The 22,196-nt window shown below is 43.3% G+C and carries 31 protein-coding genes; 3 read left to right on the forward strand and 28 right to left on the reverse strand.

What is annotated here, in order from left to right:
- Window positions 1–158: 158 nt before the first annotated feature.
- The 8 genes from MHH50_RS23110 to MHH50_RS23145 all read right to left on the reverse strand — a co-directional run bounded on the left by MHH50_RS23110 (window position 159) and on the right by MHH50_RS23145 (window position 5,517).
- A complete protein-coding gene (locus MHH50_RS23110) occupies window positions 159–647 on the reverse strand; it encodes a hypothetical protein (protein ID WP_340033464.1) in 489 nt (162 codons plus the stop codon).
- Complete coding sequence (locus MHH50_RS23115; RefSeq protein ID WP_340034634.1) at window positions 644–1,132, reverse strand: HK97 gp10 family phage protein; 489 nt, start codon at window positions 1,130–1,132, stop codon at window positions 644–646. Before MHH50_RS23115 ends, MHH50_RS23110 begins: the two co-directional genes overlap by 4 nt.
- The gene (locus MHH50_RS23120; protein WP_340033465.1) at window positions 1,125–1,451 is read right to left on the reverse strand and encodes a hypothetical protein; all 327 of its coding nucleotides are present in this window, start codon (window positions 1,449–1,451) and stop codon (window positions 1,125–1,127) included. The genes MHH50_RS23115 and MHH50_RS23120 overlap by 8 nt, the downstream gene beginning before the upstream one ends.
- Window positions 1,448–1,834 (reverse strand): hypothetical protein, encoded by a 387-nt coding sequence (locus tag MHH50_RS23125; RefSeq protein WP_340033466.1) that lies wholly within the window; start codon window positions 1,832–1,834, stop codon window positions 1,448–1,450. The genes MHH50_RS23120 and MHH50_RS23125 overlap by 4 nt, the downstream gene beginning before the upstream one ends.
- The gene (locus MHH50_RS23130) at window positions 1,812–2,117 is read right to left on the reverse strand and encodes a Rho termination factor N-terminal domain-containing protein (RefSeq protein ID WP_340033467.1); all 306 of its coding nucleotides are present in this window, start codon (window positions 2,115–2,117) and stop codon (window positions 1,812–1,814) included. Before MHH50_RS23130 ends, MHH50_RS23125 begins: the two co-directional genes overlap by 23 nt.
- Window positions 2,117–3,064 (reverse strand): phage major capsid protein, encoded by a 948-nt coding sequence (locus MHH50_RS23135; protein ID WP_340033468.1) that lies wholly within the window; start codon window positions 3,062–3,064, stop codon window positions 2,117–2,119. Before MHH50_RS23135 ends, MHH50_RS23130 begins: the two co-directional genes overlap by 1 nt.
- Before the next feature lie 21 nt (window positions 3,065–3,085).
- Window positions 3,086–4,312, reverse strand: coding sequence for an XkdF-like putative serine protease domain-containing protein (locus MHH50_RS23140; protein ID WP_340033469.1), 1,227 nt, complete (start codon window positions 4,310–4,312; stop codon window positions 3,086–3,088).
- A 215-nt stretch (window positions 4,313–4,527) separates the two neighbouring features.
- Window positions 4,528–5,517 (reverse strand): zinc-binding dehydrogenase, encoded by a 990-nt coding sequence (locus MHH50_RS23145; RefSeq protein ID WP_340033470.1) that lies wholly within the window; start codon window positions 5,515–5,517, stop codon window positions 4,528–4,530.
- A gap of 140 nt (window positions 5,518–5,657) precedes the next feature.
- Between MHH50_RS23145 and MHH50_RS23150 the strand changes: the two genes are divergently transcribed.
- Window positions 5,658–6,242, forward strand: coding sequence for a TetR/AcrR family transcriptional regulator (locus MHH50_RS23150; RefSeq protein WP_340033471.1), 585 nt, complete (start codon window positions 5,658–5,660; stop codon window positions 6,240–6,242).
- 127 nt (window positions 6,243–6,369) lie between these two features.
- Here the strand turns inward: MHH50_RS23150 and MHH50_RS23155 are convergent, their stop codons facing one another.
- The 12 genes from MHH50_RS23155 to MHH50_RS23210 all read right to left on the reverse strand — a co-directional run bounded on the left by MHH50_RS23155 (window position 6,370) and on the right by MHH50_RS23210 (window position 15,774).
- On the reverse strand, window positions 6,370–7,200 hold the full coding sequence (locus tag MHH50_RS23155) for a phage minor head protein (protein ID WP_340033472.1): 831 nt from the start codon (window positions 7,198–7,200) through the stop codon (window positions 6,370–6,372).
- Window positions 7,193–8,671: a phage portal protein gene (locus tag MHH50_RS23160; protein ID WP_340033473.1), complete on the reverse strand. Its 1,479-nt coding sequence runs from the start codon at window positions 8,669–8,671 to the stop codon at window positions 7,193–7,195. Before MHH50_RS23160 ends, MHH50_RS23155 begins: the two co-directional genes overlap by 8 nt.
- Window positions 8,672–8,674: 3 nt before the next feature.
- Entirely contained in the window at window positions 8,675–9,991 is a 1,317-nt protein-coding gene (locus tag MHH50_RS23165; RefSeq protein ID WP_340033474.1) for a PBSX family phage terminase large subunit, read from the reverse strand.
- A complete protein-coding gene (gene terS / locus MHH50_RS23170; protein ID WP_340033475.1) occupies window positions 9,978–10,910 on the reverse strand; it encodes a phage terminase small subunit in 933 nt (310 codons plus the stop codon). Before terS ends, MHH50_RS23165 begins: the two co-directional genes overlap by 14 nt.
- 30 nt (window positions 10,911–10,940) lie before the next feature.
- The gene (locus MHH50_RS23175) at window positions 10,941–11,414 is read right to left on the reverse strand and encodes a hypothetical protein (RefSeq protein ID WP_340033476.1); all 474 of its coding nucleotides are present in this window, start codon (window positions 11,412–11,414) and stop codon (window positions 10,941–10,943) included.
- 67 nt (window positions 11,415–11,481) lie between these two features.
- Window positions 11,482–11,691 (reverse strand): hypothetical protein, encoded by a 210-nt coding sequence (locus MHH50_RS23180; protein ID WP_340033477.1) that lies wholly within the window; start codon window positions 11,689–11,691, stop codon window positions 11,482–11,484.
- Between the two features lie 132 nt (window positions 11,692–11,823).
- Window positions 11,824–12,861, reverse strand: a complete 1,038-nt coding sequence (locus MHH50_RS23185; protein WP_340033478.1) for a DNA cytosine methyltransferase — start codon at window positions 12,859–12,861, stop codon at window positions 11,824–11,826.
- On the reverse strand, window positions 12,858–13,394 hold the full coding sequence (locus MHH50_RS23190; RefSeq protein ID WP_340033479.1) for a ParB N-terminal domain-containing protein: 537 nt from the start codon (window positions 13,392–13,394) through the stop codon (window positions 12,858–12,860). The genes MHH50_RS23185 and MHH50_RS23190 overlap by 4 nt, the downstream gene beginning before the upstream one ends.
- Window positions 13,395–13,442: 48 nt before the next feature.
- Window positions 13,443–13,907 carry a hypothetical protein gene (locus MHH50_RS23195; protein ID WP_340033480.1) on the reverse strand — a complete coding sequence of 155 codons (465 nt, stop codon included), beginning with the start codon at window positions 13,905–13,907 and terminating at the stop codon, window positions 13,443–13,445.
- A gap of 270 nt (window positions 13,908–14,177) precedes the next feature.
- Window positions 14,178–14,687 (reverse strand): hypothetical protein, encoded by a 510-nt coding sequence (locus tag MHH50_RS23200; RefSeq protein WP_340033481.1) that lies wholly within the window; start codon window positions 14,685–14,687, stop codon window positions 14,178–14,180.
- 30 nt (window positions 14,688–14,717) lie between these two features.
- Entirely contained in the window at window positions 14,718–14,861 is a 144-nt protein-coding gene (locus MHH50_RS23205; RefSeq protein WP_340033482.1) for a hypothetical protein, read from the reverse strand.
- A gap of 301 nt (window positions 14,862–15,162) precedes the next feature.
- Window positions 15,163–15,774 (reverse strand): restriction endonuclease, encoded by a 612-nt coding sequence (locus MHH50_RS23210; protein WP_340033483.1) that lies wholly within the window; start codon window positions 15,772–15,774, stop codon window positions 15,163–15,165.
- Window positions 15,775–15,916: 142 nt separating this feature from the next.
- Between MHH50_RS23210 and MHH50_RS23215 the strand changes: the two genes are divergently transcribed.
- Window positions 15,917–16,345, forward strand: coding sequence for a hypothetical protein (locus MHH50_RS23215; protein ID WP_340033484.1), 429 nt, complete (start codon window positions 15,917–15,919; stop codon window positions 16,343–16,345).
- Between the two features lie 193 nt (window positions 16,346–16,538).
- On the opposite strand, the gene MHH50_RS23220 is transcribed toward MHH50_RS23215, so the two are convergent.
- The 5 genes from MHH50_RS23220 to MHH50_RS23240 form a co-directional block, all read right to left on the reverse strand.
- Window positions 16,539–17,006, reverse strand: coding sequence for a hypothetical protein (locus tag MHH50_RS23220; RefSeq protein WP_340033485.1), 468 nt, complete (start codon window positions 17,004–17,006; stop codon window positions 16,539–16,541).
- Window positions 16,945–17,994: a GNAT family N-acetyltransferase gene (locus tag MHH50_RS23225; protein ID WP_340033486.1), complete on the reverse strand. Its 1,050-nt coding sequence runs from the start codon at window positions 17,992–17,994 to the stop codon at window positions 16,945–16,947. Before MHH50_RS23225 ends, MHH50_RS23220 begins: the two co-directional genes overlap by 62 nt.
- A 41-nt stretch (window positions 17,995–18,035) precedes the next feature.
- Window positions 18,036–18,575 (reverse strand): ATP-binding protein, encoded by a 540-nt coding sequence (locus tag MHH50_RS23230; RefSeq protein WP_340033487.1) that lies wholly within the window; start codon window positions 18,573–18,575, stop codon window positions 18,036–18,038.
- Window positions 18,576–18,667: 92 nt separating this feature from the next.
- Entirely contained in the window at window positions 18,668–19,141 is a 474-nt protein-coding gene (locus MHH50_RS23235) for an ArpU family phage packaging/lysis transcriptional regulator (RefSeq protein WP_340033488.1), read from the reverse strand.
- A gap of 88 nt (window positions 19,142–19,229) precedes the next feature.
- Window positions 19,230–19,559, reverse strand: coding sequence for a helix-turn-helix domain-containing protein (locus MHH50_RS23240; protein WP_340033489.1), 330 nt, complete (start codon window positions 19,557–19,559; stop codon window positions 19,230–19,232).
- Window positions 19,560–19,913: 354 nt separating this feature from the next.
- Between MHH50_RS23240 and MHH50_RS23245 the strand changes: the two genes are divergently transcribed.
- On the forward strand, window positions 19,914–20,492 hold the full coding sequence (locus tag MHH50_RS23245; RefSeq protein ID WP_340033490.1) for a histidine phosphatase family protein: 579 nt from the start codon (window positions 19,914–19,916) through the stop codon (window positions 20,490–20,492).
- Between the two features lie 205 nt (window positions 20,493–20,697).
- Here MHH50_RS23245 and MHH50_RS23250 read toward each other — a convergent pair whose 3' ends face one another.
- The 3 genes from MHH50_RS23250 to MHH50_RS23260 are packed head-to-tail and all read right to left on the reverse strand — an operon-like array spanning window position 20,698 to window position 22,176.
- A complete protein-coding gene (locus tag MHH50_RS23250) occupies window positions 20,698–21,132 on the reverse strand; it encodes a DUF5348 domain-containing protein (RefSeq protein ID WP_340033491.1) in 435 nt (144 codons plus the stop codon).
- Between the two features lie 4 nt (window positions 21,133–21,136).
- On the reverse strand, window positions 21,137–21,319 hold the full coding sequence (locus tag MHH50_RS23255; RefSeq protein WP_340033492.1) for an IDEAL domain-containing protein: 183 nt from the start codon (window positions 21,317–21,319) through the stop codon (window positions 21,137–21,139).
- 32 nt (window positions 21,320–21,351) lie between these two features.
- Window positions 21,352–22,176 (reverse strand): hypothetical protein, encoded by an 825-nt coding sequence (locus tag MHH50_RS23260; RefSeq protein WP_340033493.1) that lies wholly within the window; start codon window positions 22,174–22,176, stop codon window positions 21,352–21,354.
- Between the last annotated feature and the right edge of the window lie 20 nt (window positions 22,177–22,196).

Below are 22,196 nucleotides of genomic sequence, written 5' to 3' on the forward strand. Positions count from 1 at the left end.
AATACAGAATTTCACATTATCACCCCGAAATACTGATAATTATTTACTATAATATATTTTTCATCTTATCACCTTACTCCTTCAATGAACAATTTTAGTTAAGTCGTAAAATGCTATACTACTTTTTTAAAATACTGCATGTTAGTTTAACAACAAAATCAAACATCAATTCGACTAGGTTCAATAAAAAAGTCGTTGATCTTCTGAATCTGCCGCCCGTCATCTTTGATCATAAGTTTCGGAACATGCAGCAGGTACGAATACCGAAACGTAACTTCCATCCGATCATTCTGCGACCGCATGCGTGGAGCCTCAATCACCATCATGATTCCAAAACGCTGCGAAGTCACACAAAACCGAAGCTGGCGAAGGTAAAGGAAGAAAGGAGATAAGTCCAAGAGAATCGGTTCCCCGGCCTCCTCTTCCCCGCTACGATAGATGTCATAATGAAAGACTAGGCCCACATCCTCAATGATGCGGTCTGCCCGCGGCGTGTGTGCTTTATCGGATACCAGATCCGTCTCAATGAACACGCTCGGACGATCAAACTGCCCTGCTAGCCAAAGGGAACGATCTCGAAGAATCGGCAACTCCGGAAATACCCGCTGTACGAGTTCTGCCCAGGCTTTTAATCCTACATCCATCATGACAGCATCCTCCCCAGCTCCTTCTCCAGACGTTTCATTATTAATGCATTCATGCCGCCTTCCAGCTGTTGAACAGCAATATCAAAGTAATGCCTGCCGATGAAAGAACGGGGCTTGGCCATAAATCCGCCCTTCGCCCTGGGATCGTAGACAAATGTTCCATTCGTTGCCCAATAGCCTGGGACAAAGTGAGCCTTGTGGATGGTGTAACCATCATTAAGATGGCGTGCATAAGGAAGATTAGAACCGACTTCGATAGTAATAGAATTGCGGTCAACATCCCATTCCCAAATGTTATTGTCCTCTCCACGAGTAAAGGAGTTCCACATCAATCCAGTGTCAATCAGATCCTGTTTATCAATCTCATCGATGACCAGGTTCAAAAGTGTTTCGCCCACAGCCTCAGCAATGTTCTTAAGGATCTGACTAACCCCTTCGTCGCTCAGCTTCTTGAATTTCTTCGCTAGGCCGTCAAAGTCATGCATGTTCACTGCCCTTCACCTCGCAAGTCACCAATAACTCACGCCAGTAATGGCGTGGGTTAGAGTCAATCACCAGATACCTGCGTCCGATCAGCAATACTTCGTCACTGATTCGAACGTCCGCTGTCTTCGGAACCCCGATTGTTTTTTTGACAATGTATATGACCGGGGTGGAATCTGCCTTGGCATCAGTCTGCGTCTTAACAACGAAACACTTCAAATCAAAAACCTTTCCAGACTTCCGATCGCTAAACAGGTTGTCCGCATCCTGCTGGCGGCCGACCCGGTACACCGCCAGCGGGGTATTCATACGGTGATTCATAGTAAATAGGCCGTAATGTTTCCATCATCCGGCCCGGACTGCTGCTTTTTGACCCACAGGAAGAGAATAGAATCCACATCGGCATTCCCTGTAGTCTTCCCTTCTACTGCCTGCCGGGTATATGTCCAGGCACCGTCACTTTCCGCTGAATAGCCGCGGGCGACTGAAGCTAGGTATTCCTCGCTGTCCTGCAGTGCCAGTGACTCCGCAAGCTTCACCCAGGCCAACATGAGCTGCTTGTCTGCTATTACTGGGAATGAAATAGGCAAATACAGCTCAATACGAGTCTGCGCATCATCAATGTACTGATCAAGTTGCTTGTCAGTCGCTTCCTTCACGGCGCTGACACGGCTACGTTCCTTAAGGAGTGTCGCTGTCAGCATCAGGCACACCGCCGCCTTCCAGCGCCTTCAGGGCAGCGATCAGCTCCGGCTTCTTCAGGTCGGCAAAACCATCAATTCCAGCCTTCTTCGCCTTGTCCTTCAGTTGGGGAACTGTCAGATCTTCCAGCGGAATGACCTTCTCCGCATTCACTTCAAAATCAGGATGCTCATGCAGTTTTTCCAGCACAACTGAATCTTCCACCAGTACCGGCTTAGCCGGCTCAAAACGAATACTATACAGCCGAAGCGAGGCGTTCTTGCCTCTGTAGGTCACGTATGGCATTAGAATTCCACCCCTTCCACGTAGGCCAGAGCTTGTGGCTCTTCAAAAATAGAATCATAGTCAGAATGAATTGCGTAAAAGCGCTTATCAGTCCAGATTGCCTCCTTGCCCTCAGTCGTCTTACGAATTTGCATGTCATAAGTATGGACCATCGCAAAGTTCGGCTGATATGTGAAGAGAATCGCTCCTTCTGGCATACTCCAGACCTCTTCAACATCATAAGCGTTGACTTTCTTCGTGCCCCCCAAGATCTGCAATTGAATAGATGCGCTGGTGTCCTTCTCAGCCAGCATTTGTAGTCGCTCACTGAAGGTATTTGGATGCATGAAGTATTTAAATACCCCACCAGCACGATAACGGGTTGGTATCGCACGCTCAACCTCAAACAAAATTCCTGTTTTCTCTTTAGCCGAAAGTGTCTTCCAATCTAAATAATGACCGGTGGTACGCGCCTTCTTCAACCAACCATCATTTATGCTCAGAAACTCATAATCCGGATCAGTGTTCAGAGTTGCCGTATCGCCATTAAAGGCAATGTCTTGCATATTCTCCCCGTAGTTGTTGGCCATGTTCCGCATGATAATTTCTTCAGCGTTTTGACCACGAACCCGTTGCGTCTGACGGATAAACTCTTCAGTGATATCAAAAGGAAGAACCACAGGTTCTACCGAATACGGAATTTGTGGAAAGGTCAGCCCTGGTGTATTAGTCGCCATGATGTTCTCTTTTTTACCGCGCATGTTCCGGCCACGCACACCAATTTTATCGATAGTTCCTTTGGAGCTCTTCCGATTCTCATGACGGATACCTTTTAGGAAGCCATTAGCTTCGTACGCCATATCCGTGAAGGCTTCGACTTCCTCATAATTCAGAGCGTTTTGATCCATCGATGTGATGATGGTTGATTTCTGGATGCTGGTTCGAGCAATATTTCCGTTTGTTCTCATGATTTGCATTCCTCCTTCAATTTACAGAAAGCGTCCGAAACTTACGGCGCCGCCTGACTTTTGGATTTCTTCTTCTTCACTTTGCGCGGAAGCACCACGGCTGTTCTTTACCAGTTGCACATCTGCTGCCAGTGTCTGCATCTGCTGACTCAGCGGCGCCAGGGCCTTGGCAATGGCATCAGTAATTACAGTTTCTTCTGCGGTAGCAGCTGGAGCAGCATCACCTGCAGGCTTTTCACCTTCGAAACCTTCCTCTTTCTTCAGCTCCGCAATCTCTGCCGTCAGGCCTTCTACCTGCTTAGCAATTGGAGCCAGTGCGGCTGTTACAGCTTTTGCGATATCTGTAGCCTTCAAATCAACATCCTCCTCGGACTCCTCTTCTACGGGAGTCGTTATATTTTTAAGTTCGGTCAATGCGGCGATCGCATCGTCCACGTGTTTCAAGTTGCCTGCGGAAATCTTTTTGCCGGCCTTGGCAATCTGATCAGGAGGTGTGCCAATGGCTTTCACGATGTCCTCCTTGGTCAACACGTCCTCAGCAATGTCCACAAAATCCTGCAGCGCCTCCCGAATGGTCTCCGCATCGGTTTCCATCCCGCTGTTATAACTGTCCCAATTAAAAAGAACCGAGTTGAGGGCATCCTGCGCCGCCCAAAATTCTCGGTTCTTCCGGTTCTTATGGTATTTGTCAGCAACAGCACCTTTTTCAATCAAGCCCAGCGCTTTAGCGATTCTACTCAAGAGTCCTTTGGATACCTCCTCTTCCTCTTCGATCTCTTCCCGCTTGCCAACGCCCCACATTGAAAATCCAGTTATCTCGCCTTTCTTGATTGCCTCCCAAGTATCATTTTCAGTCACTTTCACAGCTGCCACCCAGGAGCCCTTCACGATCTGCTGCTCCCCGAGTGTCATGTCGCAAGGAGAGATGTAAGACTCAATTACAAATCCCTTGTCAGCTTCGAGATCGTGCTGCTTATCGATGTTATAGGTGTGCTGCTTCTCCATGAAGAGATGAGCTGCCTTCTCGATCTCGACTTCATCCATTTGATCGTCATGTGCGTCTGCCACATCTGGCTGATATACCACACCTTTGACAATCCGCTTATCATCATCAATCTTAGCGATTTGAACCTGTTTCTGGATGGCATTCTTCCCGGCATCCTTGATGATTGCAAACGGCACTCCGTTAGCTCCCTTGTCTACTAGAGAGATATGAGTGATTTTAGCATCTTTCAGTTTATAGCTCATATTCAGTTCTCACCCCCTTTCAATAAAAAAAGCTATATTAGATAACTCCTTGCAGATTCTGAATTGTAATGGAGTCAAAATTCGTGAAATAAATTATAGACTTATCTAATAATAGAAACGGCGGCAATCATGGACAAAAATGCCCTAGACTACCGCCAGTTAACTTGTTAGTTCAATAAAGGAATCCAGATCTGTATCTGAGACTGTACAGTATTTTACACAATCTTTGCTACAATCTTCCCAGTGACTTTTCCTTCTTTTAATTTCACTAAATATTCTGGTATGTCTTCCATTGAGATTACTGTTATTGCTGGAGGCAAAATATTTTTGTCTGCTAGTAGTTTCGCAAATTCATTACCGATAACAGCCAAGTTAGATTGAGCAGAATAATCTCCTTCAGTGTGAGCCGCTCCAAGAGCAATCTCATGTAGAGACATACCTTTATCATAGAATCGAAATCGATCAAAGTTAGGGAACCCTGCTGTTACTGCTAGTTCACCACCAAAAGCAAGGATATCTAGATCTTCAGTAGCCCTGTTTGAATTAATTGTACTTAATATATAATCGGCACCTTTATTGTTTGTTAATTCTAAAACAACTTGATTTACATCTTCTTTAATATAATCAATAGCTTTATCTGCACCGAGAGTTTTTACATATTCCAAGTCTCTACCAAGACAAGTCGTATATACTGTAAGCCCGCATTGTTTTGCTAACTGAATCGCGTATCCTCCTACTCCACCGGCACCTCCATGAATCAAAATTGTCTTTCCTCTTTGAGGCCTAAATTTCTGCACTATAGTTTGGTAAGCTGTAAAACCTGCCCCGGGAACTGATGCAGCAATTTCAAAGCTGATAGAATCAGGCAATTTACTTGCAGTGTGAGCTGTTGTGACAGCGTATTCTGCAAAACCACCATCTAGATTCGTTATACTTCGAAGATAGTATACACGATCACCAACTTTAAAATCTGTCACTTCGCTACCTACTGCGTCTACAATACCAGCAACGTCTAATCCGAGAACCCGTTTTTTTTCACTTGTGGGTTGTTCTGCATAAGATGCAACTTGGTAATCCGAAGGATTTAGGCCTGCTGTGATAACTTTTACTCGAATTTCATTTCCCTTAGGTACAGGTATTTCTCGATTGTGAACAACTGTAAGACTTTCTATTTTCCCTGGTTCCTCTAGAACTAATGCTTTCATAATCTACCCCCTATTTATCAAGCGCTGTTGATATTAACTTCGTTTGAAATACAAATGTATTTGCGTTACAATCGTAACATCGAATTATTTGAGTAGTCAATTAAATCAGATACGGACTGAACAACAAAGGAGTTATTGTAATGTCAGATAATATAAGCGAATTACAGCGTCTAGAGGTTCTACGTCTTTCCAATATTGAGTCTAATCGGATCACTCGAAACTGCATTGAGACAGCTTTAATATTATTAATGAAAGATAAGTGTTTTAAGGATATTTCCATTACTGAAATCGTAAAGCGCGCTGGTGTATCGCGGACAGCTTACTATCGTAACTATAATTCCAAAGAGGATATACTTAGAAGCTTAATGGAAGATATTATGGATAAGGTTATGGACTCAATGGAGTTGCAATTCCCTATTAAAAACACATTTAAATATTGGAATTCGCTATTTCAAACTTTAGAAAAACATTATGAAAGCATAAGTATTCTCATACGAGCCAACTTTGATGATTTGATATTAAAAGAAATAAATTCAAAAGCAAGAGAATCTCTCACAAACAACGCCGTAGAAACATACAAATCCTATTTTTGGATAGGTGCAATTTATAATGTTGCGTTAGCTTGGGTACAGGATGGCATGAAACAGACAGTAGAAGAAATGGCGACCATTTGTCTGAACATTGTAGACAGACTCAATAAGGAGACCTGTAGAACTAACATTTGATATAACTTACAAATGTTTAAATTAACCTGACCGTAAATTCATTTATTCCTCATTCAAAATAATCTCCTCCTCTTTTTTGTAATCATATTAACTAAAAGAAGAAGATTAGTTGGGAAATTTTCTTTTTTCATTCCATTACAGATTGCATCGTACATCGGCAGCGGATAATCTCCTCGGCACGTCCAGATGGATCTCCGGGGAACATCAGCTTGCTTTTACCGACATCAAAAGGCTTATCTAACGGTTGCACCTGGCCGTTAGCTTTACGATGTGTCTTACGGGTCCTATCGCCCTTGGATGACCTCCACTTCTTACCAGTGACCACCTCAGATTGCTTCCAACCCTCCATCTTACCGCCGTTAGCCGCTGCCGTGCTCATAGTGCGAGAAACGGTAATGGCCCGCTCCATGTTGAATGGACCAGCATCACCTTTGGCGGCCGCAGCACTGATCTCACGTACCAGCAGCGCCCGCTCGGAAGGGGTCTTTCCCTCCTTAATAGCTTTCTGAAAAGCCCTGGTCATGATATCCTTGCTGGTCCCATTCATATCCGGTACAAGCTTCTTGAGGTTCTTCGCAAATCGGGATGCCGCCTTGTTTTTTATGGACCAGGTCTTGTTAGTGTTCAGCACCGTCAGCTCCGATTCTCCAGCCAAGTGATACAGCGGCGTGAAGGAATCATATACCGCCTGTTCAAACTGGACAGTAAACAAATCGCTGGACTGCACGGACTGTATAGCTTTTCCCAGCTCCCCGATATCAATCAGCAACTCCTCGCTGAGGTCCAGAATCGCGTCATGCAATGCCTTCCCTTGTAGCTCAAGGATTTCAACTATTCGGTTTTCTCCCTGCTTGTACAACTCTTCCAGCACTGTCCGCTCCGCATGGGGCAGCTCCAAACTATCCAAAAACTCAGCATCATCCGCTTTAGCGATGAGCTCCCAGCAGTCCTTACACATGGCCGACTACCTCATCATGACTCTGACGCAGCAGGCGCTTGGCAATTGTGGATACCTGCTCCTGTAGATCGTTCACATCGGAGTCAGGTTCTGGCACAGTTAATGCAGGCTGACTATTAATCAGTTGAGCAATCGGTGTATTCAAATATTCATCTGTGTATTTTGACTCATCGACCGTGGTATCAAGCACCTCTTCAGCGATCGGGATTAAATCCCGGACCAGCATAATACCTTTATCTGCGATAAAGTCCAGCAACGCCTTACGGTCTTCGGGGTCAATGATGCGTGGCCCACGCAGGGTCGCCCGCACGCGGAAGATGCCCATGGCCGGGAATAAGCGTTTATTAAAGATCTCATCCATGATCCACTTGCGGTATGGTTCAAAGACCTGCTCCTCTGCAAACCGCAGTGCGGCCTGCGCCGTAGCACGGTTGTAATCAGAACTCTGGCCTACCAAGATCGGCGGCAACCGGAACGCGGAGAGGATATCAGCTTTCTTGTCCTTCCCGTATTCCAGGAACAAGGCATCTTGCTGGAGCAAATCATTTAGCTTGTCCAGCTTAATAGCCACTTTTTCAACCTTTTCATCCAACGGTCCGCCAGTCTCCTCCCCGATTGCTTCCAAGTAGAGTATGCCGCCCTGGGATTGCGAACCCTTTACATTTCGCAACAATTCCATCGATTGCTTAGTCAGCCGACCATTAGTCACCGTCAGCAGCATGGAAAGCATTCGTCCATTAGAGAAATATGAAACGTTGAGTTCCTCTGCTTCACGACTACCAACCACTCCAGGTGCATTCCCAAACCAGCGCGGCTCACCATAAGGACCATCATTACCAAGTTTTAAGGGAATGATTTGATTGCCTTGACCCTCGGTTCCAAATGGACGGAACCACACCACGGACTGCCCTCTCTTCATGGCATACTTCCGGGCATAGATATCTTGGGAGAATTCCTCTACCTTCTTCGATGACCGGATCAGCCGCTTACGCTTGATCGTCACCTTATCCGTCTCCCGGGTACAACGAACGAATTTCGGATTGATTCGGTAGAGTGTCGGAAACTCACTACCGGCAGGCCAGGCGACCTCCACATTTGCATTCCCGCTGCTCTCGATGTCCTCAATCAAGGAGCCGATAATCTCATCCGGTGTATCCTCCAGGTTACAGGTCTCCAAGAACTTATCAGCCTTGTTCCACTCCTCCTGCGCGGTCTGATCACTCTCACCAGGAAGGTACTCCAAAGTAATACCATATCCAGCAATGTTTCGCTTGTATGCCTCGATGCACTGCGGAATGATGTTGCTGTTTTTCACCAGTAGTTTGCAGGAAGCAGGATCATTGCCTGGTGGAAACGGAAGCAACCCATGCTGATCGTATAGGTTTTCAAAGCTATCCGGTAGCTGAGCGCTCGATGGAATATGCCTTTCCTCTGCTTTTGATATTTGGAACCACTGTGCCTCGCCACTCATGCCTTACACCCACCCCACATCATGATCAGATCGCTCCTCTCTCTCTTTTTTACGCTGCTTCACACGCTGCAACAGATAATCCGTATGGATACCGTATCGGCGTGCATCACAGGTATGGTCGTTTTGCTTAATGGGCTTGTCCTCGCCGCGCTCGGCGGCTTTTTCATCCCATACGTAAGACACCAACTCCTGAAGCGAATTGGTGTTATCGGCACAGATATAAAGTTCATTATTCTGAAATCGGTTAGACACCGTCTGAATTCCATCCAGTACGGTATTCACCGCAGCTCGGATATTGTTGATCCCCCGCTTCTTCAGTTCAATAATAAAAGCCTTTGCTGACGGGTCGATGAAGATCGAATATTCATCTCCGTCAATAAAGGCTTCCAGGTCATCAGCATATTCGCCATTCGTTTTCTCTCCCTTATGGCGGATATTGTGATAATACTCATCCAGCTCATAATAGACGTTCCCGCGGACTCCATACTTTAGAAATGCCGTCGGGTTATTAGCCCCGTAGTCAATACAAATGAACTTGCGATCAAACTTGGCTGGGAACCAGTTCCGCGATTTTTTGTGAATCGCATCATTGAACTTGGAAAAGATAACGCCTTCGGCCATGACCCAAAGCCCTAAGATGTACCGCTGATAGAAGATCCCGCTGTACATGCGCCGGTACCGCTCACGCACCCGTTCAGAAAGAGAGAGATTATCCTCCATTGTGAAGTGTAGGTGCAGCGCGTGCTTCTTCTGCAGTTGATCCAGCCATTCCTTTTTGAACCAATGATAAGGTCCTGCAGGGTTACAGTTGAACCAGAGCTTGGCACCATCTACGGAACAACGAGCAGTCGCTTGGTCAACGAAAGACTTCGGCATGAGCGCCACTTCATCGAAGAACATCCCGGCCAGCGTGATCCCGGCAATTAAATCCTGTGAGCTTTCATCTCGTCCACCAAATAAAAAGAACCGATTGCTTATTAAGCCCCGGGTCACAGTCAAAACATTTTCAGATCGATTATCATGAACATGATATCCGCGGCTGGCCAGCATGCGTTTCAGCGGCCCGACCACATTACGTCGTAGCGCACCAATGGTCTTCCCTGACATGCCGAACTGTTCTCCTCGGAAGGTGTCCATTGCCCAGGCTATATAGGAGAATGACATGCAGACCGTCTTGCCGGCCCGGACGGAACCATCACAGATGATTGCATCTTTATCGTGGTGCGGGCTCTCTGGCATCCACCAAGTAAGAACTTTAAGCTGCTTGTTGGAGAATGGAGCCCATTTGAATGCCGGCGGCTTGAGTTTAAGCTTCGCCATCGTTCCACACCTCCGCCGCCCTACCCTTCAGCGCATCCATAAAGCCGTCGTCTTCAAAATCATCTTTGCCACCACCACGAAGCATATGCAACTCATACTCCATGGTCTCGATACGAATACGCTTTTCATCGTCAGTTAATCGATTTTTCAGCTCAATGGCCCTAATCTTCTTATCTTGGATGCGAGTCAGAGCTTCTTCCAACTTCACGATATCATCCAGCTTTCGAAAGCCTTTCTCTTCGATCTTCGATTCTATCATTTCATTGCGGCTATGTGGAATCTTCTTCGTGATGCCGGTCTTCTCATCGTGAATCTCAGAGACTTCTTTGATGGCCTTCATCTCGTACCACACGTTGCGCTCTGTTTCCGATAACCCCTCCATCAGGGATTTGATCCGGTGCATCATGCGGCGCTCACGGATCGTTAGAAGATAAAGGGATTCATTCGCCTGGATGATCGGGTCAGTGTCCACCTGATCGATGAGCTGCTGCTCGGTTTCGGTTAACGCATCCAACCAAATGGTTTCATGCTCGCCTGTGGTGACTGCCTTCTTGTTGCCAGGCGGCCCACCGGCACCACCGCTGTTTCCCTTGGCATTCTGATTGCCTGGGGGAGCTCCGCCGCGATTAGCAACTGCGTTTCTGTTCCCTTTGGGAGCGCCGCGAAGTGGAGCGCTCCCTTTGGATTCGGGTGAAACGCTCCCTTTCAGCTCTTCTTCCCAACCGTCCATCGTCTTCCACTTTCGGACTTTGCTGTCTGGAATAGAAAGAGCAGCGGCGATGTCCTTTAGCTTCATCTTTCCGCTGCCCTCTAGCCACATCTGCATTGCCCTGTCCCGCTCGGGACTTCGCTCTCTGGCCATGCTACATTTCACCACCTCCCCAACAAAAAAAGGATGAACAAATTTCGGTTCATCCAAATATAAAATAGATAGTTTAGAAGAGAATATTCACTTTAAATACTCAGCGTATGCTTCAGCATGCTTCTCATCCCATAAATCACGCTCTTTAATTAGCAATGTTAGAAGGTCATTTAACAAGTTTAATTGCCTTGCACTGATGGAGAACCTCCTTGTAATTCTTAACATACCTATCAAAAGAACACCTATATAAATAATTAATAAAGGCAAAGTAAAATAAGGATCACCTTTAACAGCAGTTTCTTTCATAAGATTGGTGATAATTGTGAATACTGCTATGGTTATTGTCATTGTACTTGTAAGTAACGCAACTTGTTTATTATCCTCTACTAGTGAACTAAGCTCGATCTGAATTAATTTCAAGTCCGATGTACTTTTTAAAAACAACTTATTTTTCCCTTCTTTTAATTTCACAACAGCAGTCTTTATATCGGTGGCCTTATCTAACTGCAATTGTTTAACGATATCAGTGTATTTGGTAAAAGCATATCTCTTGCGAAACATTATTATCATTCCTCCCTCATTAAACACCTCTCTTTAAATATCGTAATTTCCCAATATATTCTAAAGACTATAACTCGTCCTTCTGCAGCTCAATATCTATTTCAATCAGCTTCTTCAGATCGTCCACCGTCTTAATTTCAATCTGGCCGTCCTGGAAGTCCTTGACCCACTTGGCTATGCCGGCCTTAACAATTTTTCGGTACTGCGCCTTGCTTTCCAGGATACCAGCCATAACTTCAAGTTCGTGCTGCAATAAAATTTCATCTTGTGTTCCCATTTACGTACCCCTCGACTTTCCGTTATGATGGAATGCGAGACAGCGGATGTCCGAAAATGCCACGCGTGGCGCGCCGTTGTCTCAGCCGGGGGATACCCTGGGTGATTGGGAGGACGTTAGTGCGTCCTCCTTTTAATTTGTCTTAAACCACTGTAAGTGAAGTTGTTCAGCGATCCTCTTCATCATCAATGGTGGGACGCTCATACCGCATACATATTGCACATTAGCATCCATAAAATCATAGTCTGCTGGAAAAGTCTGCATACGAATAGCATCCATATCGCTGATGTGTCGCGGCTTATCCGTCCGGAGAAACACAGATGAACTGGCTAGAGTGTTCGCTACCTTCTGATCTTTAAGCAGGATCGTGTTGAAGTTGCTCATTTTCCCTTCTTCTCGTTCAGTCACATCGCCCATATTCAAATCTGGTGGACGTCGTTTGTGCCAGCGGGTATATGTCTTGCTGTCTGGATTTATCAGAGATCCATCTCCACTACGAATATCTCCATATAGTATAGGCGGCTCGTTGAAATTCAATTGGAGCAATGGAAATTCTTGATCCTCCCGAGAAGCGATAAAGAAAAGGCGTTCCCGTTTTTGAGGAACGCCCATAGTAGCAGAATTTAAAAGAAAGAGTTGTGGTCTATATCCAAGCTCTCGAAAGCGAGACAAGACCAGGCTAACGAACCCACGAGCCTTACCAACCATCATTCCCCGAACGTTCTCGGCGACAATTACTCGAGGTAGAAGTTTCTCTGCAACGTCCAAAAAATCGAAGAAAAGATCATCCAGTCGCTGCACTGCCTGTCCCTCGCGGAATGCATGCTCCCCACCCCACTTGTCCTCTCGATCTCCTGACATGGAAAATACGCTACAAGGCGGCGAACCATCCAAGATATCTAGGTCAAACAACTCAGGTGGAAGCTCTGAATTAGATACCGCCTTGAATTCCTGAATAGGCATGAGAAAGGGATACTTCGGCTTATGATTCTGCCGATAGATCCGCATCATCTGTGGGTCAATTTCTACATTACCCAGCACCGTGTATCCTGCCATCTTATATCCCATCGTGGAGCCGCCACCACAGGAGAAGCAAGAAAATACCGTTCTCCCATTCTTCGGGACGTTGGAAAGATCTGATAGCCGCCAATCCCATGTTGGACGACTCATGATATATCCTCTTTATCAAAGACGAATCCGCAACGAGGACATTTGCAGTCAAAGTGTGACTCATCGAATTCACTCACATCTAATTCACGGTTCTGAAAGTCTCCAAGTTGATCGGCAGCCGGTTCAGTGAAATCAGCAATTAACCTCTCGGCTTCTCCTGCATCAAAACCGGACAGCGCCAGATCGGCCCCACCCTCTTGCAGCTCACCTAGTAATTGCGCCAGCGCCTCGTCATCCCAGCGACCAGACACTTTATTCAGTGCCAGATTCAGCAGTCGCTCCCGCTCTGGGTCCAGATTGACCACCGATACGGCCAGCTCTGTGAGACCCTGTTCGCTGACCAGTATCTTATACCGCTGATGACCGCCGACCATGTTTCCGGTCTGTTCATTCCACACAATCGGGTCAATGTAGCCGAATTCATCCAGGCTGCGGCGAAGCTTCTCATACTCCGGATCGCCTGGCTGAAGCTCGACTCTCGGATTATAGGCAGCTGGATTGAGCTGCTCGATCGGTATGATTCTGATGTCCATATGAAAACTCCTCTCCAAAAGAAAAAGCGCCTAATACGGCGCATTCCTTTATAACTTATTATAAAATTCGTTTATAATTTCATAACACTTCTTCGATTTCTCATTAATATTTTCAATGTCTCTTACAGAAGTAGGTGTTAACCATTTAGATGTATCTTCGCGATTTAACCAACATTCATGCAAATAGTTGTTATAAACGTCTGTTATTTTTTCAATGATTCTTTCTTCATTAACTCCAATTGAGTTCTCAATCCCATCACGACCTATGTTATTGAAGTCTCGTGGAGTACTATGGACAATAATATTTATTTCACCAATATTACTGAAATTCTTTTCTAGCGCACTCATTATTCTTTCGATTCTTATTTTCACCTTTTCTATGTAAAACTTAGCCATTGTCTCCTTCAAAGTTTTTTGCTCCTTGCGAACTTCCAATGTAAACCAAACTCCAGCTACACCTGCAATACCAGAAAGAATTGAACCAATTGCTGATAGTGCCTCTCCAAGTGCCAATATTAAACCTCCTATTTCCTCGCCTTATCTTCCAGTATCAGACAATATATGACCATGGTCAAGAAGAAAAGTGAAGAAAAACTGCCCTAGCTTTAAGTTGAGTTGGTTTTAAATCTTTGAGAAGGCCGGAACTCAGCGAGAGACAAAGAGAAGTAGCTTGTCCTGCTCTTTTCCACACGTCACCACACAAATGCACGTTCCTACTTTCAGAGCCTGAGAACGGCTCATAGAAGGCTATTTATCGCCCTTTTCAAAAGATGTTGTCATACTTCAATCTGTACTCTGCAAAAGTTTAGCCACGCCAGCTAACGAGGTCATTATAAGTATAATCCCCGAAATATAAATAGGAGCTTGGTAAGCAAGAGTTTCTATTTCTAAGATGTTGAAATATCCGATTAAATTTATATACAACAAGGCTGTTAAAAGGAGATATGAAGGAAATTTAATTGAGATCCAAACAGTTCTTTCTCCGTTTAGATACGGAGCATTTCTTTGTTTCTTCCAGTAAAATTCATACAAGAACAACGCAATAATAAACGCAACAGTAAACATTACAACGAGTGCACCAAACAAAATTTGAATTAATGGTAGAACAGACTTCCATTTCTCATAGTTTAATTTTTTTGAGAAATAGGATACAGTTTCTAAAAAATCGATAAACAAAGTCGGCATGAATTCTCTAACAAAGACAAGCAATAGTAAAACAAACGTGGAAAAGATCAATAATTTTAGCAGAGTCAAATTTTTAAATTCTCTTAAATTCCCAATCAAGTCAAACATTTTATCCCTCCTGGCATCATTTTTCGACATTCAGGTAGATTTTTCCTTCTGACATTTCACTCTGGCACAATACTGTGCGATTTCTTCCCAGCGCCCCCATATGCAGCCCTTACACTTAGTCGGCTGCCGGGGCGGATCTTTTAACCGCCGCTGCTGTTGCTTCTTCTTCTTCAAATTAATTCCCCCAATAAAAAAAGCCGCCCATTAATGAGCGACTTCAGCTTTGATATGTACGCTTTTCAGCGATAAAATTACGCTTTGAGCAAAATTCACACTTTTTATAAGAACGGCGTCCGCTCCGCATCCGCAGCAAATGAGCTGCACTCTTTGCTTAAAATCTTTACGAGCTTAGTTACTGAGGAGGACAAGACCATTTTACAGAGCCATTGAAGTGAGAGTCAAAACCACCGACGGTGAATATAAGGCTTGAGCACATCTGTTCACATATCATGCTTTTTATTGCTCACTATTTCGCTTAAGCGCTCGTCTTAGCATTATTGGCTTTTTTAGCAGCTGTCATCTTCTCCTTCATTTGGAGCAACATTTCGATAAGTTCTTCACGGCTGATAAGACGTACATGATTTGACTTTGCTAACTTGTAAGCCTGCTCAGTGTAATCTCTGTTCGTTACAACCCAAGCAGCTGAAGCGCCGTAATGTGAAACTGCCCCACGAACCTCTTGCACTGCCTTCAGTCCAACATTCTTGCTGTACCGCTTAGCCTGGACAACAATTCTCTTACCGTCTTTTGATAGGACCAGATCAGCCCCGTAATCGCCTGCTGCTTGTGTAACTTCAGCTTTGTACCCCTGAGATCGGAATAAGTGACCCAGATATTGTTCAAACTGAACACCATCCATTTTATCGATCTCAACAATTCCTGACCTCTTCAATCTTTCTTCATGCTTCATTTTCCGCGAAATCAGTGCTGCAATAACTACTGCAATGACTAGGATACATACAATAATTGAGATCTGCATTGATTTGGTCAAAGTATATGTTCCGGCAAGTGATCCGAATAACGAAAGTACCAATACCCCGTTTATAAATTCCTCTTCCTGCTTCACCTTACTTTTTCTCCTTGCCATTTGAAACCCCTCCGCAAAATGATCGTATAGGTCTGTATTCGCCATAAAGGAAATAATTTCCTCTTATTGATGTCGAATTTTAGACTCATGAAAGGAACATGCATCATGAAAAATAAAAAATTGAATATGAAGGGTTAATGATATGGAATCAAAAATATTAAATAAAGCTTTAAGTCTCATTACCTGGTTAGTTTATGCAACACTATTTGTATTTGTATTACTATTCATTTTCCAAGGTACTGATAATGCCAGTGAAATAAGCTCTATTTTTGAGAAGGTAGCAACAATAAATTTCACTGTTGCTATTGGCTATGTAGCCCTAATAGCATCCATTGCTGCGATAGCATCACATAATAACTCGCAAGATACTAAAAATAAGAGAGGAATATACACATTTATACAGCTTGATGTACTTTACATCTTGTTAAACATGATGTTACTTGTTATGTCTTTTCTTCTAACTCCTGATAGCCCTGCTTTTTTTGCTCGTTTGTTAATCGCCCTAATGATAGCAATACTTATAGTTATTTCACATCTACTAGTAAGACAGGCCGTCAAATTAATTTTTTAAACAAAAAATCCGGTGTGAGTAATACTTATCACACCGGATTGAATACTATACAAGAACTTTAAAAATAAAGAAGTGATTTAGAAAAATACTCATTGTTACCGCGTCACTATCGCCTGATTTCAACAGTACAAATATATCATGATTAAAGCCTAATGAACGGTCATTGTGCGGTCAGATATCGGTCAAAAAGCGGTCAAAACAAAGTCAACTCATCTAAAGTCTCGCTCTTTTGGGAAAGTGGCCGATATTCATCATCAACATATAAAAAAGATTGGGGTGCAGTAAAGGGAAAGTCAAAACTTTTTGGATCAATTGGTACTATATATTTTTTGACTTCACCAATTTTAATTGCAAAAGCCTCGTTCCGATGATCAAAATACTCCCTAAAGAAACTATGTGTAATACCAGAATAATTATTGGTGAGATTCCAAATACTATCCGGATCATCATGGAGGATACTATCAATACTGAACTCCCCGACAATCTTCCCTTCTGGTCTTGTTGCATAGATAATTACCTTATTGACTTTTTGTTTGAATATTGACTTTCTATATTCATACTTTTTTTCATTACTGAATATTTTTTCAACAAACTCTGGTTTAATCGATAATAAAACGTTCATTGGCACCACCAAATTCAAGTATTTTTTCAAACCATTCATTTCTAACATTAAAGAAACCCCAATAGCCTCCATCTACACCTAAATCAATCAAATTTCCCCTCGTCAATCTTTTCGTCAATGCAAGATTATAAGTCATTCTAATTACATATTTTTTTTTAGAATACTCTCTGATTAACTCTTCATCAGAATATACACTGTAAAGCTTACAGTAAGACAGATAATCTTCTATACTCGTGAAACTATTAATATTTCTTACTTCTTCAACAACGCAAATAGAAGTTGCAACTGATCTAAAACGCGCTGGACCTTTCTTATCTGAAGTTCGATAAATAACTATTATATCACCTTGACTAACGTTAACAACTGCGGGGATTCCCGATAGATATACTTTATGTATACTATTGGTATAAGAAACATCTTCAATTACGTCAAAACTCTCCGTATTTAGGATAGAATCAGGAAATAATCTGGTGTGATATTTTGGATAGATACCCAGCAAGAACTTTCTTCGATTTTTATTTATCCGAGGATAATCCAATAATGTATCACCAGTAACTTCATTGAAAATCTTCCTAAAAACCCTCTCTTCACTGTTGATTTTATTCCCATGGAGATAGAATCCATACTTTTCAAAATGTTTTATCAAACCTCTATGTTTATCAAAAATTGTAACATACAATTCGTTACAATCGTACTTCATTGCATAATCAAGTGCTTTTTTAATAAAACGCTCACCCATTCTTGTCCCATGAGCATCAATTTTCATAGTACCAATCTTTAATCTTTTATCCTTCGCCAGATTTGGTTGAACATCATTTACTTCTTCGTCCTCTATCTTTAAGTACATAAAGGCTACAATTGTATTATCGTCATTCTCAAAAACAAAGGCATTTTCCTCATGCTTTCGATGAAACCAGTCCTCAAAGCCAGGGTAATCTGATTTTAGGGTATCAAAAAAAACATCATCTAGATTAATATCTTTGAATTTTTTCACTTTAATAAGATCATACTCTCTGTCACGACTCATACTTTCCCATCCTTTTTTTGTGGAATAAATTACAAGTTATTTTACAATGGATTAAAAATGTTTCTTGTAAAATGACTCAGATTTGTTAAGTCACCATTCGTAACGTCGAATAATAGGATGGGGACATCTAATAATTCAGAGATTTCCTTAGCATACTCTAATTCTGAATCTTGAAATCTTTCAAGAAAGTCAGTCTCATATATAATAGAGTCTCTTGCATCTAATCTTTTTTTGATACTGACAATTGAATCAAACAAGACGACTATTGCCCTCGGAGACATAGCGAGAAAAGTCGTCTTTGGAACTTTTTCAACTTCTCTATTTATGTTCAGCAAGCAAAAGTGGCCATCTAGTAGAAATGATTCAGTGTCATTGGTATTTAGTTCTATTGAATGTATAAGTTGATCCTGGTTAGTATCTATTGAATCGATATATTTATTTGTGGAGAACTCTTTTTCTTTTAACATTGATATTAACTTGCTAGCAGAGTAGCTCCTGATACCCAACTGAGAAGAAATTTTCTCAGTCAAATAGCTCTTCCCAACTCCGTGAATACCCCCTATAAATACAATATTCTTCACGATTCCCTTCCTTTCTCAAGATCAAGAATTGGTTTATAGGAATATTTTACTATTGGGATTTATATTCCACAAGAACAAAAAAACACCAGTTTTTAATCTGGTGTTTTTTTATAAATAAGTACTTCAATCCCCAATGCACACGCCAACATGTATATAGCCCTCGACTTGACCCTGCGGTATTTTCTCTCGCTCATTCCCAGTTCTCCACACAAGATAGAATCATACTCATCTTCATGCTCCAAGTAACGCAGCTGTATGATTTCTCGCTCAGCCTTTTTGAGCCTTCCCATTGCCAGTTCAAGCAGCTTCGATTGCCGTTCTAGCTCACTTTCCCTATCTGTATTCCATATTGCTATATTCTCCGTCGTCCGGCTAATCGCATTGGTAGATCCATGATATCGCGGCTCCGGGCTAGCCGTAAGTGCTGCCTGACGTCGCACGAAGCCGATCTGCCGATACACACGAACTGTCTCCAAATATTCTTCGACCCGACGGCGGGTTTCCTTTTCGTCGATCGGGAGGATGTCAAAAGCCAGTTGGATTGCTAATTTGTCGCTTTTCCCCAAGATAATCCCCTCACTCGTGGTATAATTCGAATGAAGGTATTAGATTGAACCCCCGCCCCGACCAAGGACATGGGGGTCTTTGTATGTCTCAGTATTTTTCAAGTTGCTTAAGCTTCTTCCGCAACTCCACATTCTCCAGCAGCAACCTCCAATTCTGCTCCCTTAAGTCTTTCTGTGACTGTAGCGAATCGCTAGTTTTCTGCCCAACCACTCGTAACGTCCGGACTTCATAGTCCGTCTTCTCCAGGTAACCTTTGTCCACTAACTGCTTAACCAGTGAATGCGCTGTGGAACGAGACTTCAGCTTCAGGAGATCCGAAACCTCGGTAACCGATGGAGCATAGCCTTTTTGATTGATGAAACCTTTTATAAGCTCCAATGTTTCTGCCTGGCGATTCGTTAATGGTCTACTTGTCATAGCTGCCTCTTTCCTTATAATTGCATTTGATGCATTTAAAGATATACTGTGATAGGACTTCTTCAGACCAATGCACTGCCGGTTGACCACACGCGCACCAAAACCGGGTTAAATCGTCACTCAGTTGCACATATTCACCCACGCATTACATTAACACCACTTTGCCGTGTCCTTGGCTTGGTATGCTCATATCCTCTCACCCCTTAATAGATAGATTGTTATTGTGGTGTTTCTTCGTACTGTGCAACAATAACTATGACTCTTGGTGAAAAAGCTTCATTAAGTTGGCGAGCAGGATTACGTAGTACAAGAAGCGAATAGAATTAGTAATAAAATGGATCTAGGAGAATTTTAATGACGCAATTTTATCTTATTCGCCATGGTGAACCTCAATGGGATATAAATGAACATTACAAATTAAAGGGACATGGTCGGGACATGGTTCCTCTTACGAATAAAGGAGTTAACCAAGTAAATTTGACAGCAAAGGATGAACGTTTAAAAGAAGCTGAAGTTCTTGTTTCTTCTCCTTACCCAAGAGCACTTCAAACAGCCGCTATTTTATCAAAGGAACTCAGTTTAGAAATAAGGATTGAATTCGATTTAAGAGAATGGCAACCCGACTTAACATTTGAATATGCTTCATTGGAGAGGCTTAAAGAACTGGGAGACGATTATGATGCTAATCATGGAATCTATCCTCCTGGTGTAACCAAACTTTGGGAGTCTAAAGAACTACTGAAAAATCGCATGGAGAAAGTAATTGACAAATATCTCGAATTTCAAAAGGTGATAATTACTGGGCATGGCATGGCTTTTCGTACTTTGGTAGGAGAGGTAGGCGAAATTCCGCATGCTTCAATTATCGAGTATTATAAAAAGTCACGTCACTTTTCGCCAACGGGAATCATTAGTTCAATAAACCAGCAGTAGTCTTGGACTTTGTTCAAGACATCTGTTGGTTTTTATATTGGTCTCCTCAAAATGATCTCTTATGGAATTTATTAGTGAGCAGTTTGCGTCGACGGCGTAGCAACTCAGCTTCGGCCTCCTGCCAGTGAACCGGATGCGTACCGCTATCTCAGAGAACCCTCTATAGTTTCTTCAAAGTCGTACCGCACCAGTTTGGGGCTGTTTCCTAATCCCAGAGAAGGAGCTTCTTAACTCGAACTTTCAATCCTTCCATGGAGCAACCTGGGGTGTTAACGATGTAATAGTCATTGCCATTGTGCTCCACATGGGAGTACACCCAGCGACTCTCTCCTGTGGAATCTTCGAACAAGTATTCAATAGAAGCACCGGACGTATAATAAGCATGCTTTCCGGTTGTGTACCTACCATCTTTCCCTTTGTGAAGTATACCTTCTTCAATCACAGGTGCCGTCACTTGGCGTATATAACGCCTAACTTCGTCCAATTTACTGCTAATCTGATAAAACATCCCCCGAAGATACATCTCTTGAGGATCTCCCTCGTTGTAAACCCCCTCATTTTCAGCTTCATTGATCATATTTGTAACCCACTTAATCCGAGGTTCAAGCTTCTCTAGCTCCACCTGTATTAGGTTTTTCATTTCTTCACTCCCCCTTCCTTAATCTTTTTAACTCTGTCGAATACTGGTTAAAGGCTTCTTTATCTCGCTCATCCAGCGCTTGGTCGATCAGTGTCCGAAGCTCTGCAATGCGATGTTTCCGCACTGCCGTTTCCCACACAACTTCGATATATTTATCAATTGCGAGTGCATAAACCGCAAAGATCAAAGCGACACCTCCCTAGGTAAGAGAAAAGCAGCTTAAGCTGCTCCTCCGCCACCCTTCATTTTCTTTGCTGCCAGTTTGCGATATGCGGTCCATCTGGTTGATAGTTGCCCACTAGTCATGCCATTTTCATTAGCGATCTCGCGCCATGTCTTATCTTCATTGATACGTTTCTCCAGAAGAACAGGGAACGGGATTGGCTGTCCTTCATATTCGACTTCAGGAAAGATTGGGCGTTCAGCAAGGATGAAAGCGTCCAGTTCTTCCTTACTAGTCTCATCTGTAGCAGCTCCACCAAGATCAGAGCTTTCACCTTTCAAGACCTGTTCTCCTGATTCATCAGGATCACCCTCGTTAGCTTGGCCATCAGTTCCAGCTTCATCATTCAACCAATCTGGTTCAAGGTCAGCACCTTCGGCCTGCAGATCAGAACCGTCTTCATGCTGGCCAGCATCTGTTTGCATACCAACAGTATCTTCGCCTACTTCCGACTCAATAATCTCAATATCATCAGTCTTCTGTTCACCTTCCATCCCCCCCTCTTGCTGTTCAAAAAGGTTAGCCTGATCTGGATCATCTTCACCAAGCTTCTCTGTGCTCATCGCGATACCGGAAGCATCAGTTATGACACGACGGCCAGTGACTTCCCGGTATATATCTCCGTCCTCTTCATCGAAATCAAAAGCAGCCTGCGGATCTCCCATGAAAACATTGATCTTTTCCCCTTGATTGCTGCTGAGAAACAGGAAGTTCTCCTGCATGACTCTCAGCGGAAGTAGCAGTTTAATTTCAACCTCTGTGTCGCCAACCTTGATCCCCTTTGCTACCGTTGCACTAAATTTTGCATAATCCTTTATCATATCGATCTTCCCCTCAAGTT

Source organism: Paenibacillus sp. FSL H3-0302 (assembly GCF_037982245.1).
GTDB lineage: Bacteria > Bacillota > Bacilli > Paenibacillales > Paenibacillaceae > Paenibacillus_AQ > Paenibacillus_AQ odorifer.

What these genes read in the sequence shown, in the direction of transcription:
- MHH50_RS23260 (WP_340033493.1), bottom strand. Translation starts at nt 22,176, where the DNA reads ATGATAAAGGATTATGCAAAATTTAGTGCAACGGTAGCAAAGGGGATC.
- MHH50_RS23250 (WP_340033491.1), bottom strand. Translation starts at nt 21,132, where the DNA reads ATGAAAAACCTAATACAGGTGGAGCTAGAGAAGCTTGAACCTCGGATT.
- MHH50_RS23185 (WP_340033478.1), bottom strand. Translation starts at nt 12,861, where the DNA reads ATGAGTCGTCCAACATGGGATTGGCGGCTATCAGATCTTTCCAACGTC.
- MHH50_RS23180 (WP_340033477.1), bottom strand. Translation starts at nt 11,691, where the DNA reads ATGGGAACACAAGATGAAATTTTATTGCAGCACGAACTTGAAGTTATG.
- MHH50_RS23130 (WP_340033467.1), bottom strand. Translation starts at nt 2,117, where the DNA reads ATGCCATACGTGACCTACAGAGGCAAGAACGCCTCGCTTCGGCTGTAT.
- MHH50_RS23215 (WP_340033484.1), top strand. Translation starts at nt 15,917, where the DNA reads ATGGAATCAAAAATATTAAATAAAGCTTTAAGTCTCATTACCTGGTTA.
- MHH50_RS23245 (WP_340033490.1), top strand. Translation starts at nt 19,914, where the DNA reads ATGACGCAATTTTATCTTATTCGCCATGGTGAACCTCAATGGGATATA.
- MHH50_RS23115 (WP_340034634.1), bottom strand. Translation starts at nt 1,132, where the DNA reads ATGCATGACTTTGACGGCCTAGCGAAGAAATTCAAGAAGCTGAGCGAC.
- MHH50_RS23220 (WP_340033485.1), bottom strand. Translation starts at nt 17,006, where the DNA reads ATGAATGGTTTGAAAAAATACTTGAATTTGGTGGTGCCAATGAACGTT.
- MHH50_RS23155 (WP_340033472.1), bottom strand. Translation starts at nt 7,200, where the DNA reads ATGTGTAAGGACTGCTGGGAGCTCATCGCTAAAGCGGATGATGCTGAG.
- MHH50_RS23240 (WP_340033489.1), bottom strand. Translation starts at nt 19,559, where the DNA reads ATGACAAGTAGACCATTAACGAATCGCCAGGCAGAAACATTGGAGCTT.
- MHH50_RS23125 (WP_340033466.1), bottom strand. Translation starts at nt 1,834, where the DNA reads ATGCTGACAGCGACACTCCTTAAGGAACGTAGCCGTGTCAGCGCCGTG.
- MHH50_RS23190 (WP_340033479.1), bottom strand. Translation starts at nt 13,394, where the DNA reads ATGGACATCAGAATCATACCGATCGAGCAGCTCAATCCAGCTGCCTAT.
- MHH50_RS23140 (WP_340033469.1), bottom strand. Translation starts at nt 4,312, where the DNA reads ATGAGCTATAAACTGAAAGATGCTAAAATCACTCATATCTCTCTAGTA.
- MHH50_RS23225 (WP_340033486.1), bottom strand. Translation starts at nt 17,994, where the DNA reads ATGAGTCGTGACAGAGAGTATGATCTTATTAAAGTGAAAAAATTCAAA.
- MHH50_RS23210 (WP_340033483.1), bottom strand. Translation starts at nt 15,774, where the DNA reads ATGGCAAGGAGAAAAAGTAAGGTGAAGCAGGAAGAGGAATTTATAAAC.
- MHH50_RS23200 (WP_340033481.1), bottom strand. Translation starts at nt 14,687, where the DNA reads ATGTTTGACTTGATTGGGAATTTAAGAGAATTTAAAAATTTGACTCTG.
- MHH50_RS23175 (WP_340033476.1), bottom strand. Translation starts at nt 11,414, where the DNA reads ATGTTTCGCAAGAGATATGCTTTTACCAAATACACTGATATCGTTAAA.
- MHH50_RS23160 (WP_340033473.1), bottom strand. Translation starts at nt 8,671, where the DNA reads ATGAGTGGCGAGGCACAGTGGTTCCAAATATCAAAAGCAGAGGAAAGG.
- MHH50_RS23135 (WP_340033468.1), bottom strand. Translation starts at nt 3,064, where the DNA reads ATGAGAACAAACGGAAATATTGCTCGAACCAGCATCCAGAAATCAACC.
- MHH50_RS23145 (WP_340033470.1), bottom strand. Translation starts at nt 5,517, where the DNA reads ATGAAAGCATTAGTTCTAGAGGAACCAGGGAAAATAGAAAGTCTTACA.
- MHH50_RS23110 (WP_340033464.1), bottom strand. Translation starts at nt 647, where the DNA reads ATGATGGATGTAGGATTAAAAGCCTGGGCAGAACTCGTACAGCGGGTA.
- MHH50_RS23150 (WP_340033471.1), top strand. Translation starts at nt 5,658, where the DNA reads ATGTCAGATAATATAAGCGAATTACAGCGTCTAGAGGTTCTACGTCTT.
- MHH50_RS23120 (WP_340033465.1), bottom strand. Translation starts at nt 1,451, where the DNA reads ATGAATCACCGTATGAATACCCCGCTGGCGGTGTACCGGGTCGGCCGC.
- MHH50_RS23165 (WP_340033474.1), bottom strand. Translation starts at nt 9,991, where the DNA reads ATGGCGAAGCTTAAACTCAAGCCGCCGGCATTCAAATGGGCTCCATTC.